Origin of the sequence: Streptomyces sp. NPDC020917, from assembly GCF_044333795.1 — a bacterium.
GTDB lineage: Bacteria > Actinomycetota > Actinomycetes > Streptomycetales > Streptomycetaceae > Actinacidiphila.
Genome location: NZ_JBIRRR010000002.1, coordinates 95,890 through 109,732, shown reverse-complemented (window position 1 = coordinate 109,732; position 13,843 = coordinate 95,890). Strand labels below are relative to the sequence as shown.

General features: G+C 72.1%; 12 protein-coding genes. 8 read left to right on the top strand and 4 right to left on the bottom strand.

Annotated elements, in window-relative coordinates; all coding sequences use genetic code 11:
* Window positions 1-10 precede the first annotated feature (10 nt).
* A complete protein-coding gene (locus ACH4TG_RS04415) occupies window positions 11-568 on the top strand; it encodes a bacterial proteasome activator family protein (protein ID WP_398240645.1) in 558 nt (185 codons plus the stop codon).
* Between the two features lie 192 nt (window positions 569-760).
* Here ACH4TG_RS04415 and ACH4TG_RS04410 read toward each other — a convergent pair whose 3' ends face one another.
* Window positions 761-2,470 carry a protein kinase gene (locus tag ACH4TG_RS04410; RefSeq protein ID WP_398240644.1) on the bottom strand — a complete coding sequence of 570 codons (1,710 nt, stop codon included), beginning with the start codon at window positions 2,468-2,470 and terminating at the stop codon, window positions 761-763.
* A 412-nt stretch (window positions 2,471-2,882) separates the two neighbouring features.
* Between ACH4TG_RS04410 and ACH4TG_RS04405 the strand changes: the two genes are divergently transcribed.
* The gene (locus ACH4TG_RS04405; RefSeq protein ID WP_398240643.1) at window positions 2,883-4,415 is read left to right on the top strand and encodes a protein kinase; all 1,533 of its coding nucleotides are present in this window, start codon (window positions 2,883-2,885) and stop codon (window positions 4,413-4,415) included.
* Window positions 4,416-4,493: 78 nt separating this feature from the next.
* Here ACH4TG_RS04405 and ACH4TG_RS04400 read toward each other — a convergent pair whose 3' ends face one another.
* Window positions 4,494-5,528 (bottom strand): phosphotransferase, encoded by a 1,035-nt coding sequence (locus tag ACH4TG_RS04400; RefSeq protein ID WP_398240642.1) that lies wholly within the window; start codon window positions 5,526-5,528, stop codon window positions 4,494-4,496.
* A gap of 272 nt (window positions 5,529-5,800) precedes the next feature.
* Window positions 5,801-6,439 (bottom strand): response regulator, encoded by a 639-nt coding sequence (locus tag ACH4TG_RS04395; RefSeq protein ID WP_398240641.1) that lies wholly within the window; start codon window positions 6,437-6,439, stop codon window positions 5,801-5,803.
* Window positions 6,440-6,772: 333 nt separating this feature from the next.
* On the opposite strand from ACH4TG_RS04395, the gene pdhA reads away from it, so the two are divergent.
* The 6 genes from pdhA (at window position 6,773) to ACH4TG_RS04365 (ending at window position 13,009) form a co-directional block, all read left to right on the top strand.
* Window positions 6,773-7,927, top strand: coding sequence for a pyruvate dehydrogenase (acetyl-transferring) E1 component subunit alpha (gene pdhA / locus ACH4TG_RS04390; RefSeq protein WP_398240640.1), 1,155 nt, complete (start codon window positions 6,773-6,775; stop codon window positions 7,925-7,927).
* 1 nt (window position 7,928) lies between these two features.
* Window positions 7,929-8,903 carry an alpha-ketoacid dehydrogenase subunit beta gene (locus ACH4TG_RS04385; protein WP_398240639.1) on the top strand — a complete coding sequence of 325 codons (975 nt, stop codon included), beginning with the start codon at window positions 7,929-7,931 and terminating at the stop codon, window positions 8,901-8,903.
* 19 nt (window positions 8,904-8,922) lie between these two features.
* Entirely contained in the window at window positions 8,923-10,392 is a 1,470-nt protein-coding gene (locus tag ACH4TG_RS04380) for a dihydrolipoamide acetyltransferase family protein (RefSeq protein ID WP_398240638.1), read from the top strand.
* A 171-nt stretch (window positions 10,393-10,563) separates the two neighbouring features.
* Window positions 10,564-10,758, top strand: coding sequence for a hypothetical protein (locus ACH4TG_RS04375; protein WP_398240637.1), 195 nt, complete (start codon window positions 10,564-10,566; stop codon window positions 10,756-10,758).
* Window positions 10,759-11,000: 242 nt separating this feature from the next.
* Entirely contained in the window at window positions 11,001-12,383 is a 1,383-nt protein-coding gene (locus ACH4TG_RS04370) for a WXG100 family type VII secretion target (RefSeq protein WP_398240636.1), read from the top strand.
* Window positions 12,380-13,009, top strand: coding sequence for a hypothetical protein (locus ACH4TG_RS04365; RefSeq protein WP_398240635.1), 630 nt, complete (start codon window positions 12,380-12,382; stop codon window positions 13,007-13,009). Before ACH4TG_RS04370 ends, ACH4TG_RS04365 begins: the two co-directional genes overlap by 4 nt.
* Here the strand turns inward: ACH4TG_RS04365 and ACH4TG_RS04360 are convergent.
* Entirely contained in the window at window positions 13,001-13,759 is a 759-nt protein-coding gene (locus ACH4TG_RS04360; RefSeq protein WP_398240634.1) for a hypothetical protein, read from the bottom strand. The two genes, ACH4TG_RS04365 and ACH4TG_RS04360, sit on opposite strands and share 9 nt — an antisense overlap.
* Between the last annotated feature and the right edge of the window lie 84 nt (window positions 13,760-13,843).

The window sequence follows — 13,843 nt, the reverse complement described above, 5'->3', positions numbered from 1 at the left end:
CAATGGGCGCATGGAGATGCCGATGAACGAACGCTCGCCGGAGAATTCTCAGAATCCGCAGGTCCTGGTCGTCGGACCGGACGGTATGGCCCTCGGCGGCGCCCTGTCGGGCGAGGGGGACGAGTCCCGGGAGATCCCGGTGACGGAGATGGTCGAGCAGCCGGCGAAGGTCATGCGGATCGGCAGCATGATCAAGCAGCTCCTGGAAGAGGTGCGGGCAGCTCCTCTGGACGAGGCGAGCCGGGTGCGGCTCAAGGAGATCCACGCCAGCTCGGTCAAGGAGCTGGAGCAGGGCCTGGCGCCGGAGCTGGTGGAGGAGCTGGAGCGGCTGTCGCTGCCGTTCACCGACGACAGCGTGCCCAGTGAGGCGGAGCTGCGGATCGCGCAGGCCCAGCTGGTGGGCTGGCTGGAGGGGCTGTTCCACGGCATCCAGACCGCGCTGTTCGCCCAGCAGATGGCTGCCCGGGCCCAGTTGGAGCAGATGCGCCGCGCGCTGCCGCCGGGCCTCGGCGGTGGGGACGAGGAGCAGCAGGGACACCAGGGCCGCTCGGGCGGCCCGTACCTGTAGCCCCTGGTCCCGCGCCCGTGGCCTCCGGTCCCGCACCGGTTTTGCGGGGCTGCCGGACCGACGGAGCCGGTCAGGTGCCGATCCGGTCGTGCCCGGCCGTCAGGCCGTGACATGGACAAGGGTGGCCGTACCGCGGGAGGGATCCCGCGGTACGGCCACCCTTCGCCGTGTGCGCCAGGGGGCCGGAACGCGTCAGGAGGAGCCCTTGCCGGTGGACACCCAGATGGTGACCTTCTTGCCGGACTTGGGGTCGTAGTCGCCGAGGTACTTCGGGTTCTGGTCGGTGACCGTGCCCTGGCCCCACTGCTGCTCGTCGACGTGCTTGATCGTGTAGGGCCAGTCCGCGGCCTTGAAGCAGGCGACGACGGAGTCGACGTACAGGAACTGCACGTTGGGCATCGTCACCATGTTGGGCTTGCCGGGGTTGATCAGGTCGTTGTGGGCGTTGGTGCACTGGCTGGCGTCGATGGTGCGGCTCTGGTCGCCCTTGACGATGCTGTCCGAGCCGGTGGTGCTGGTCGGCTCCGCGCTGGTCGTGGTGGTGACCGGCGGTGTGGTGTGGTCGCCGTTCGCGTCGTTGCCGCTGCCGCCCCCGCTCATCGCCACGATGATCACGATGATGACCACGACGGCCGCGGCCGCGACGATCGACCCGATGATCACCGGCATGTTGGCGGGACGGCCGCCGCCTCCGGTGCCGCGGCCGCCTCCGCCGCCGCCGGGCATGCCCGGGCCTCCGGGCCGCTGCTGCGGCACGGGCGTGGGCGCGGGCGCGGCCATGTTGTAGGCGGGGGTGGGCGGCGGGGTCTGCGGGCCCTGCTGCGGGTAGCCGTACGCCGACGGCGGCGGCGTCGACGGGGTGGCCGGTCCGTAGGGGCTGGGCGTCGGCGCGTACGGGGTCTGGATGTGCGGCGGCGGGGTCTGCACCTGGCCGCCGGCGGACGGGAACACCGAGGCGGCGACGCCCTCGCCGCGGCCGGTGGCGGTGCCGCCGGCGGTGATCAGCGGCATGGTGTTGCGGGCGGTGCCGCCCAGCACCCGGTCGGTCTCGTCGTGCATCGCGTCGGCGGTGGGGAAGCGCTCCGCCGGGTTCTTGCGCAGCGCGCGGGCCACCAGGGCGTCGATGCCGGGGCCCAGCGCGGAGTTGAAGGAGGACGGCGCGGGCGGCGTCTCCTGGACGTGCTGGTACGCCATCGCCAGCGGCGAGTCCGCGTCGAACGGCAGCCGCCCGGTGAGCAGTTCGAAGAGCATGCAGCCGACCGAGTACAGGTCGGAGCGCTCGTCGACGCCGCGGCCGAGGGCCTGTTCGGGCGACAGGTACTGCGGGGTGCCGACGACCATGCCGGTCTGCGTCATCGACGTGACGCCGGACTGCATGGCGCGGGCGATGCCGAAGTCCATCACCTTCACGACGCCGCGCTTGGTGACCATCACGTTGCCGGGCTTGATGTCGCGGTGGACCAGGCCCATTTCGTGGCTGACGGAAAGCGCGGCCAGCACGTCGCCGGTGATCTTCAGCGCCTTGTCGGCGGGCATCGCGCCGAACTGGGCGATGTCGGCGGCCAGTACGTCGCCGAGCGGCTTGCCCTCGACGTACTCCATGACGATGTAGGGGACGAGCTGGCCGTCTATCTCGTCCTCGCCGGAGTCGAAGACGGAGACGATGTTGGTGTGGTTGAGCTTGGCGACGGACTGGGCCTCGCGGCGGAAGCGTTCGCGGAAGGACTGCTCGTTGCCGAGGTTGGTGTGGAGGGTCTTGACGGCCACGGGCCGGTCCAGCACCGTGTCATGTGCCAGGTGCACGGAGGCCATGCCGCCCTGGCCCAGCAGATCGCGCAGCACGTACCGTCCGCCGCCGACCGAGCGCCCCGTGTACCCGCCCTGCGTGGCGTCCCCGCTCATCAGTACCGCTACCCCCGTGAAAGGTGATCCGGGACAGACCCGTCCCCGAGCTTGCCCGCCAAGTCTGGCCTATAGCACCGTGACGTCAAGTTCGTTGACCATCTCGTCACCTGATGCGCATCGTGCACGCACAATGCCGTGACCCGGGCCGGACGCGGTGCCCGGGTGCCGCCGGAGCCGGACGGCGCGGGCGGGGCGGACCGGGGGCGCGCGGGTGCGGGGGAACGTTTGATCGGGCGGATCGTGAGCAGACGCCCCACCAGGCTGACGCAGGCCGGCGGCCCGCACCGGGCCGTGCCCGCCCTGCGGACGCGCCGTGGCCGGTGGCCGAAACACGGTACGGTGGCGCACCAGAGACGATGACGAGCAGACCACGGCACAGCGGCCGAGGGACGGACGACGGCGAGGACTGATGGTCGACCCCAACGAGACGACCGCCGGCATCGGAGCCTCCGAGACCTCCGGGCAGTGGGGTGTCGGCGCCATGGTCGGCGACGGCCGCTACCGTCTGACCGGCAAGCTCGGCCGGGGCGGCATGGCCGAGGTGTTCGCCGCCGAGGACGTGCGGCTGGGCCGGATCGTCGCCGTGAAACTGCTGCGCACGGACCTGGCCGAGGACGCCGTGGCCAAGGCCCGCTTCACGCGCGAGGCGCAGTCGGTGGCGGGCCTGAACCACCACGCGGTCGTCGCCGTGTACGACTCGGGCGAGGACCGGACGCCCACCGGCGCCGTGCCGTACATCGTGATGGAGCTGGTCGAGGGCCACACCATCAGGGACCTGCTGAGCGGGCCCACGCCGCCGCCGGTGGACCAGGCGCTGCTGATCGTCTCCGGGGTGCTGGACGCCCTGGCGTACAGCCACCAGCACGGCATCGTGCACCGCGACATCAAGCCCGCGAACGTGATCATCACCACGACGGGCGCGGTCAAGGTGATGGACTTCGGCATCGCCCGTGCGCTGCACGGCGCGGCCAGCACCATGACGCAGACCGGCATGGTCATGGGCACGCCGCAGTACCTGTCGCCCGAGCAGGCGCTCGGCAAGACCGTCGACCACCGCAGTGACCTGTACGCGACGGGCTGCCTGCTGTACGAGCTGCTGACGCTGCGGCCGCCGTTCGTCGGTGAGACGCCGCTGTCGGTGGTGTACCAGCACGTGCAGGACGAGCCGCGGCTGCCGTCGGAGACGAACGACCGGGTGCCGCCGGAGCTGGACGGCATGGTGCTGCGGGCGCTGGCCAAGCAGCCCGAGGCGCGCTTCCAGAACGCCGAGGAGTTCCGCGGCCTGGTCGGCTACGCGCACCAGGCGCTGATGCAGCAGGGCGGCTGGACCGGCGGCGTGTGGAGCACCGGTCCGGTGACGGGCACGACGGCGTCGGCGGGCACCGGGACCGCGCAGACCATGGTGCAGCCCGCGGGTCCCGGCGACCGCCGCGGCACCACCGCGGAACTCGGCCCGCCGCTGCTGGCCGGCATCGGCGGCACCGGCGGCGACGACGTGCACGGCTACGACGAGGGGCCGGGCGGCGGGCGCGGGAACCGCTGGGTCAAGCCGGTGCTGTTCGTGATCGCCGCGGTCGCGGCCGTCGTCCTCGGGGTGTACCTGGCGACGCACGGCAACGGCGGCGCCCACACCCCGGCGGACACCACCCCGCCGTCGGTCACGCAGAGCACCGGTCAGGCGCAGGACACGCCGACCGATGAGCCCACGGACACCGGCGGCCAGGTCAGCACCGGCCCGACGGAGACGGCGACGAAGCCGACGGCCACCACGCCGACGGAGAAGCCGTCGACGACGCCTCCCACCAAGCCGACGACGACGCCGCCGACGACCGCGCCCACCACCCCGCCGACGACGCCTCCCACGACGCCGCCGACCACGCCGCCCACCACCGAGCCAACGCCGACCGACACGGCGACCACGCCGGGCACGGGATCCAACTGACCCCGGCCGGGAAGCCGCCCCCCGCCGGCGGGACCCGGGCCACGACCACTGACCCGCCCGCCGCGCCCGGCCGGCGGGTCAGCGCGTGAACGCCTCGCGGACGGCCGCGTACTCCTCGGTCCACCACACCGCGAGCGCGGAGGCGGCCGGGAACAGCGGGTCGGAGCGGTGGTCGGCGCGCCCGTAGTGCCACTGCAGCATCCAGAAGTCGTTGAGCCGCTCCCACCACACCCGGTGCACGGCGGCGGCGACCTCGTGCCGGGTGGCGCCCGCCGCGCGCCGGTAGGCCCGCGCGTACGCACGGACCTTGGGCAGGTCGAGGCGCCCGTCGTCCGGGTCGACGAAGAAGATCGCGGCGGCCCGCACGGCCTCCTCGGTGCGCGGCTTGACCCCGAGCCGGTCCCAGTCGACGATCGCGGCCGGCTCGTCACCGCGGTAGAGCAGGTTCAGCGGGTGGAAGTCGCCGTGCACCCAGCCGCTGACCCGGCCGTGGGCGGCGGGCGGGCGGCGGTGCGCGTGCTTGCGCAGCAGCGCCCGGCGCTCCAGCAGGCGGTGCTCGGCGAGGGCGTCGAAGTCCGCGTGGGGGCCCTGGGCGCGCCGGTGCGCGCGGACCAGGCCCAGCAGCCGGCCGATGTCGGCGTGGGTGCGGTCGGGGTCGGCGCTCGGGTGCACGACCGTCGGCGCGGGCGGCTGGACGCGGGCGAGCGCGGTGTGCACCCGGCCCAGCAGGGCGCCGAGCCGGCGCGACTGGGCCTCGGTGAGTTCGGTGCCCTCGCGGTGCCGGCCCTCGATCCACGGGAACAGCGCGTAGCCGGTGCCGCCGAGGACGCAGACGGTGCCGCCGGCGCGGTCCGGCAGCGGGGCGGCGGCGGGCACGCCGAGGCGGGCCAGGCGGCGGGTCGCGTGGTGCTGGCGGCCGATGACGGCCGGGTCGGCGGTGTCGGCGGCGACGTACTGCTTGACGAAGAACCGGCCGCGGGTGGTGGTCAGCCGCCAGCCGTGGTTGAGCAGGCCGCGGGGGACGGGAGCGCAGGTCAGCGGTTCCCCTAAGTCGCTGTAGCGGCGCAGCAGAGCGCTGAGCGCCGCAGGCTTCGTCGCCGTGCTGCCCGTCACGGGGCACAGCGTAGATCACCAAGGACCCCGCTCCGGGCGGGGTGGCGCGCCACCCACCCCGGCGCGGCACCCGGGTGGGCGCGCCCCCGGCGCACGACGCCGCGCGCTGCCGCCGTCCTCCCCCGTACCGCCGTCGCGTCACCCCCGCGCGGCCGTCTTCCGCCGCCGCGTTGACGTCGCCTCCCCCGCGCGGCGCAACGTCCCCCTGATGCCCCTCGTGCGGCGCGCGTCCTCCCCCTGCCCGGCGCCCGCGGGCCTCGCGGCGCCCGGGTTCACTCCACGCTGTGCCGCTCCGTGGCGAGCTTGCCGAGAATGGCCGTCACGTGCCGCTTGACGGTCCGCTCCCGCTCGCCGAGCCGCTCGCCGATCTGCCGGTTGGTCAGCCCCTCGCCGATCAGGTCCAGGACCCGCTGCTCCGGGGAGGTCAGCTCCGACAGGCCCAGGTCGTCGGCCTGCACCGACTCGGATCTGGTGCCTCCGCCGCGCAGCCGCTCCATCACCTTCGCGGTCGCCTTGGGGTCGAGCAGGGAGTGGCCCGCGGCCACCTCGCGCACCGCCTGGATCAGGTCGTCGCCGCGGATCACCTTCGGCACGTAGCCGGCGGCGCCCGCCATCACGGCGTCGAACAGCGCCTCGTCGTCCGCGAAGGACGTGAGCATCAGGCAGGCGACGGTCGGGGCGTGCGAGCGCACCTCGCGGCACACCTCGACACCGCTGCCGTCCGGCAGCCTGACGTCCAGTACGGCGACGTCGGGGTGCGTGGCGGGTATGCGGTCCGGTGCCTCCGCGGCGTTCCCGGCCTCGCCGACGATCTGCACGCCCTCGGCCGCCGACAGCAGGTCGTGCACGCCGCGGCGGACCACCTCGTGGTCGTCGAGGAGGAATACTCGGATATTTCCTTCTTCGCTCACGTGCCCAGCCTTGCACCGTTGCCATGCCGATGCCTCTTACGCAGTTTCGGTATCCGGGATACGGTGCGATTGTCCCGGTGGCCTGCGGGAACGCGTATCTACTAGGAAATCCAAGCAAAACCGCAGGTGGGACGGCTTCGCACAACGGCGGAACTTATGGGTAACGTCTTGTCTTGCGAGCCATCGCCGGGGCACTGTCACGCCTGGCTCGACCATGCCGCACCCACCCCGTGCGCCATGTCGGATCAGGTGAGTGCCTTCCCCACCCCATCGGTGGGGAGACCCAGCTGGCCGCCGGCAGACCCCGGGGGCCGGACAGACGGAGGAGCGAACGTGAGCGTGAAAAGCACTGCCGCGCGGAGGACGACCCGCGGCGGCGCGAAGCGCCGTGGGGGCGAGCCCGGGCTCGTGCAACTGCTGACCCCCGAGGGCGAGCGCGTCGAGCACCCTGAGTACTCCATCGACCTGACGCCGGAAGAGCTGCGCGGCCTGTACCGGGACATGGTGCTGACCCGCCGCTTCGACGCCGAGGCGATCACCCTCCAGCGGCAGGGCGAACTGGGCCTGTGGGCCTCCCTGCTCGGCCAGGAAGCGGCCCAGATCGGCTCCGGGCGGGCCACCCGCCCCGACGACTACGTCTTCCCGACGTACCGGGAGCACGGCGTGGCCTGGACCCGCGACGTGGACCCGCTGAACCTGCTCGGCATGTTCCGCGGCGTGAACAACGGCGGCTGGGACCCGAACCAGAACAACTTCCACCTGTACACGATCGTGATCGGCTCGCAGACGCTGCACGCCACCGGGTACGCGATGGGCGTGGCCAAGGACGGCGCGGACAGCGCGGTGATCGCGTACTTCGGCGACGGCGCCTCCAGCCAGGGCGACGTGGCCGAGGCGTTCACCTTCGCCGCGGTCTACAACGCGCCGGTGGTGTTCTTCTGCCAGAACAACCAGTGGGCGATCTCCGAGCCGACCGAGAAGCAGTCGCGGGTGCCGATCTACCAGCGCGCGGCCGGCTTCGGCTTCCCCGGCGTGCGGGTGGACGGCAACGACGTGCTGGCGGTGCTGGCGGTCACCCGGGCGGCCATGGAGCACGCCCGCAGCGGCCAGGGGCCGATGCTCGTCGAGGCGTTCACCTACCGGATGGGCGCGCACACCACCACCGACGACCCGACCCGCTACCGCGCCGACGAGGAGCGCGAGGAGTGGGCGTCGAAGGACCCGATCCAGCGGCTGCGCACCTACCTGGAGAGGGAGGGCCTGGCCGACGAGGCGTTCTACGCCGGGATCGACGCCGAGAGCGACGCGCTGGCCAAGCGGGTGCGCGAAGGGGTGCGGAACATGCCGAACCCCGAGCCCATGGCGATCTTCGACCACGTCTACGCCGACGGGCACGCCCTCGTCGACGAGGAGCGGGCGCAGTTCGCCGCGTACATGGCCTCTTTCGAGGACGTCGAGAACGCCGCCGTTCCCGGAAAGGGGCACTGACATGACCCAGATGCCGATCGCCAAAGCGCTCAACGAGTCGCTGCGCAAGGCGCTGGAGAACGACCCCAAGGTCCTCATCATGGGTGAGGACGTCGGCCGCCTCGGCGGTGTCTTCCGGATCACCGACGGCCTGCACAAGGACTTCGGCGAGGACCGGGTGATCGACACCCCGCTGGCCGAGTCCGGCATCGTCGGCACCGCGATCGGGCTGGCGCTGCGCGGCTACCGCCCGGTGGTGGAGATCCAGTTCGACGGTTTCGTCTTCCCGGCCTACGACCAGATCGTCACGCAGCTGGCGAAGATGCACGCCCGCTCCCTGGGCAAGGTCAAGGTGCCGGTCGTCGTCCGCATCCCCTACGGCGGTGGCATCGGCGCGGTGGAGCACCACAGCGAGTCCCCGGAGTCGCTGTTCGCGCACGTCGCGGGCCTGAAGGTGGTCTCCCCCTCGAACGCCAACGACGCGTACTGGATGCTGCAGCAGGCCATCGAGTGCGACGACCCGGTGATCTTCTTCGAGCCCAAGCGCCGGTACTGGGACAAGGGCGAGGTCGACGTCTCCGCGGTCCCCGGCGACCTGCACAAGGCGGTCGTGGCGCAGCCCGGCACCGACCTGACGCTGGTCGCGTACGGGCCGATGGTCAAGGTGTGCCTGGAGGCGGCCGCGGCGGCCGCCAACGAGGGCCGCAGCCTGGAGGTCGTGGACCTGCGCTCGATGTCGCCGATCGACTTCGACACCGTGCAGGCGTCGGTGGAGCGGACCGGGCGGCTGGTCGTGGTGCACGAGGCGCCGGTGTTCTACGGCGCGGGCGCCGAGATCGCGGCCCGGATCACCGAGCGGTGCTTCTACCACCTGGAGGCGCCGGTGCTGCGCGTGGGCGGGTTCCACGCGCCGTACCCGCCGGCCCGGGTGGAGGAGGAGTACCTGCCCGGCCTCGACCGGGTGCTGGACGCCGTCGACCGCGCGCTGGCGTTCTGAGGAGAGGGTTGTGACAGTCATGACCGCACAGGCACAGCGCTTTCGCGAGTTCCGCATGCCGGACGTCGGCGAGGGCCTGACCGAGGCCGAGATCCTCAAGTGGTACGTGGCCGTGGGCGACACCGTCCACGACGGGCAGGTCATCTGCGAGGTCGAGACGGCGAAGGCGGCCGTCGAACTGCCCATCCCCTACGACGGGGTGGTCAGCGAGATCCGCTTCGACGAGGGCACGACGGTCGACGTCGGCACGCCGATCATCGTGGTGGACGCCGGCGGCGACGGCGCCGCGGAGGCGCCCGCCGAGGTGGCGGCCGCTCCCGCCGCGGCACCGGCCGCCGAGCCGGCCCCCGCAGCCGGCGAGGAGCCCAAGCGGCAGGCGGTGCTGGTCGGTTACGGCGTCGCGCCGTCCTCGACCACCCGCCGCCCGCGCAAGCAGGCCGCGCCCGCCACGTCCGCGCCGGCCGAGCAGGCCCCGGCCGCCGCCGCTCCGGTGGCCCCCGCGATCCCCGCACCGGCCGCCCCCGCGGCCCCCACGGGGCTCAACGGACACGGCGCCGGGACGGCCACCGCGGGCGAGCGGCCGCTGGCCAAGCCGCCGGTCCGCAAGCTCGCCAAGGACTTGGGCATCGACCTGGCGACCGTGGTGCCGACCGGGCCGAACGGCGTGGTCACCCGCGAGGACGTCCGGGCCGCCGCCGAGCCCACCGCGCAGCAGCCCGAACCCGCCGCGCAGCCGGTGGCCGGGCAGGTCCCGGCCGTCGCGGCCGCCCCCGCCTGGTCGGCGGCCGAACGCGAGATCCGCACGCCGATCAAGGGCGTCCGCAAGGCCACCGCCCAGGCGATGGTCGCCAGCGCCTTCACCGCGCCGCACGTCACCGAGTTCGTGACGCTCGACATCACGCGGTCGATGAAGCTGGTGCAGGAGCTGAAGACCGACCCGGCGTTCGCCGGGCTCAAGGTCAGCCCGCTGCTGCTGGTCGCCAAGGCCCTGCTGGTCGCCATCCGGCGCAACCCGGCGGTCAACTCGGCCTGGGACGAGGCGAACCAGGAGATCGTGCAGAAGTCCTACGTCAACCTGGGGATCGCCGCGGCCACCCCGCGCGGCCTGATCGTCCCCAACGTCAAGGACGCGCAGGACAAGACGCTGCCCGAACTGGCCGCCGCGCTCGGCGAGCTGGTCGCCACGGCCCGCGAGGGGAAGACCTCGCCCGCCGCGATGCAGGGCGGCACGGTCACCATCACCAACGTCGGCGTGTTCGGCGTCGACACCGGGACGCCCATCCTCAACCCCGGGGAGTCCGCGATCCTCGCCTTCGGCGCGGTCAAGCTCCAGCCGTGGGTGCACAAGGGCAAGGTCAAGGCACGGCAGGTCACCACACTCGCGCTGTCCTTCGACCACCGCCTGGTGGACGGGGAGCTCGGCTCGAAGGTGCTGGCGGACATCGCCGCGATCCTGGAGCAGCCCAAGCGGCTGCTGACCTGGGCCTGACGGCGCAACGGCCCGTCGGCTCCACGGCCTGACGGTCCACGTCCCGCCCGGCGGGACACCGGCACCCCGCGGTGCCGCAGCTCGGTCGAGGGGCCGGACGCACAAACGTCCGGCCCCTCAACCATGCGTGGCGCCGCCGCTTCTGGGCCGATTTGTGTTGGCATCGACCGTATGGTCGTCTCAGTCTCCGTCGTCCTGCTGCTGCTCCTGCTGGCAGCGATGCTGATGCGCAACCGTGCCCTCAAGCCGAGCCACGCGGTGATCTGCGTGCTGCTGGGCTTCTCCCTGGCCTCCACGAGCCTGGCCCCCACCATCCAGTCCACCCTCACCTCCACCGCCAACCTGGTCGGCACCATGCGGCCCTGACCCCACCTACCCCCGCTGACCTGGTGTGCCCTGTGTGACCCAAGGGGCACCTTGTTCGTGCCGCTACGTACTGCGTAGGGTTGGTCACTCGATGTTCGGATGTCTCGAACGCAGTGACGAGGGGGAGGACCGCACGTGGGGGGCAGGTTCACGGCGGGCACCGGTGTGCCCGCGTCGAGGAGCGCGCGCGGCGGCGCCCGCGCGGCATTACCGGGAAGGCGGCATGCGGCGGGGGTGCCGCGGTGACCCGCTCCTTCCAGCACCTGGGTTTCGACCCGACACCCGGCGACCCCGACCAGGTCAGCACGCTGGCCCGCAACCTCGCCGATCTGCACGGCGAGTTGACGCGGACGGTCACCGAACTGGACCGCATCGACTGCGGCTACTGGAAGGGCGAGGCGGCCAAGGCGTTCGTCGCCCACATCGACCACGACGTCACCCCGCTGATCAAGAAGGCCCACACGTCGTTCGGCCGCGCCGCGGACGCCTTGTCCGGCTGGTCCGACCAGCTCCAGCGCTTCCAGGCCGAGGCCGACGCGCTGGAACGCGAGGCCGCCGCCAAGCAGGGGGCCCTCGACCAGGCCAGGACCGCCGCCGGCCTGCCGCCCGACACGCCACCGGACCGCCCGCACCCCCAGCCCGAGGCGTCCCCGACGCCCGACTCCCCGGCCGACGCGGCGGCCGAGACGAAGAAGAAGCAGGCGGTCTCCGACGCGAACGACGCCCTCGACGGCGTACGCCACCGCGCCGAGGAACTCCACCACCGCTACACCCAGGCCGCGAAGTCCGTCAGCCACGAGCTCGACAAGGCCGGCGACATCGCCCCGGACAAGCCCGGTCTCCTCCACCGCATCGCCCACTCCGTGGAAGGTGCCTGGAACGACACCGTCAAGTGGGTCAAGGACCACGCCGACCTCATCAAGATGCTCGGCGACATGCTCAGCGCCCTGACCGGCATCCTGGCCGCGATCGCCATCTTCACCGCCCCCTTCGAGCCCATCGGCGCGATCTTCGCCGGCGCGGCCCTCATCTCCGGCGCCGCCACCCTGGCCACCCACCTCGTCGCCATGGCGGCGGGCGCGGACGTGAGCTGGCTGACGCTGGGCATGGACGTCGTGAGCGTGTTCCCGGGAATCGGGGGGTTCGCGAAGGGGGCGAAGCTCGCGAAGTTCGGCAAGGTCCTCGACCAGGCGTCGGCGTTGCGGCTCGCGGAGGACATCACGGCTGGCGGCGGACGGCTGTCCGCCGTCGCCGTCCGAGCCAAGAAGTTCGTCTTCTTCGCCACCAAAGCGGACAGCTGGGACGTCGTCATGAAGGGCAGCGGGCTCATCGGCCGCGGCCGTGCCGGGATCGAGGGCGCGATCCAGTTCGAGCGCAACTTCCAGTTCACGGGAACCAAGCCGCTCAACACCGTTCTCAAGGCGTTGGGGCGTGATCCGCTCGAGGGGCTGGCCCGTCCGGCCCGGATCGTCGACGCGACCTCCAAGGTCGTCTCGAAGGTCCCCGCCGCCTTCGAGATCCACCACGACGTGAAGACCTTCGGCAAGGACCACCCGCAGGCCGCGCACGACATCAAGACCGCGGCCAAGGCGCTGGCCTGGGTGGTCTCGGAGGGGCCGGGATGACCGAGATTCCTCCGTTCTCCCTCGAGGTTCCCCAGGGCTTCCACGAGTTGCCGGTTGCCGTTACGGGCGACGCGCGTGAACAGTCACTCGCCGACCTCGTCCAGGGCATCTACCCGCAGGCGGATCCCGAGGTACGGCAGGCAATCACGCCCATGGTCGCGAGCGCCACCGCGGTGATGGCCGACGCGCAGCTGACCTACGCCGCGATCGGGCTGTTCAGCGACGGGCCGGACAAGGTCGCCCAGTGCGCGCTCACCTTGGCGGTGGCGCCCTCGGACCACCCGAGCGCCGAGGTCGCGGCACACGGCCTCCGCGAGATCCTCGCCCGCACCGACTCCGTCGAGGCCGGGTACGTGGACCTGCCGTGCGGTCCCGCGGTGACGGCGATCTCGATCAGTGAGGTCACCTACGACGGGGAGTACACCACGACCGGAGAGCCTGCGACGCTGCGGATGGGGCGTCTCCAGGCCTACGTGCCGTTCCCGACCGGCCCGTACCTGGCCGTGCTCACCCTGGACACACCGGCCATGGACTACTGGGAGAACTTCTCCGTGATGATGGGCACGGTACTGATGGGCATGGAGTTCCACGAGCCGCTCAACGACGAGGCGGAGCCGTCACGTTGACTCCGTGGGCGAACCGGCCAGGAATTCCTTGAGCACGGTGACGAACTTGAAATGCGGGTCTTCCGAGAGGGCGATCCGGGTCGGCTTGCCCTTCACCGTGACCGTCCGGTAATTCGCCTCCCGGTCGGGGACCAGGGCCTTCTTGTCCTTCACCAGGATGATGCGGATCCACGAGTCATCGACGAAGGTCACCCTGATGATCACCCCAGGGGTCAGCTCCTTGAAGTCCTCGCGGCCGAACTCCCAGAGCAGCTCGTCGGTCCGGGGATCGGAGAACAGCAGACGCTGGTTGGTGACGTGGAGGATCACGCGGGGCCTTGCCTTGCTGCGTCCGGGGTCGAGCTGCCAGGGGGCGCCCGCCGCGAGGGTGCCCGGGTCCGCACGCAGGACGGGGTAGTCGTCGAGCTCTTCGGGGTCGCTCGGCGCCGAAAGGCTGTCGGCGTTGATGCCCGCGAGCATCAGGAGGAACGCGAAGGTGTTCAGCCCGTGCCAGGCGCTCGCGAGCAGCACCCCCTTGACCGACGCCTTGGCCGGCGGCTCGCCCGGCTTCCTGCTGGGCGGCCAGCCGGGCAACTCCGCGGAGATGTCGCGTCCTTGGAAGTCGCGGAAGGAGCGGAACCCCATGAGCCGCTTGTAGTCGCCACTGGGGAACTGCACCGCCATGTTGGCGATCAGCGTCTCCCCGGGCTTCAGATCCGTATCGAGCAAGTGCCCCATTGCCGTATCCCCTCCCCAGCGGCCGGCTGGCACGCGGGCGTCCTCGTGTCGGCATGCTCACGCAAGGTTACCTGGGGCTCGTGGTGCGCGTGCGGCTGCCGCCCACAGCGCCGTGTT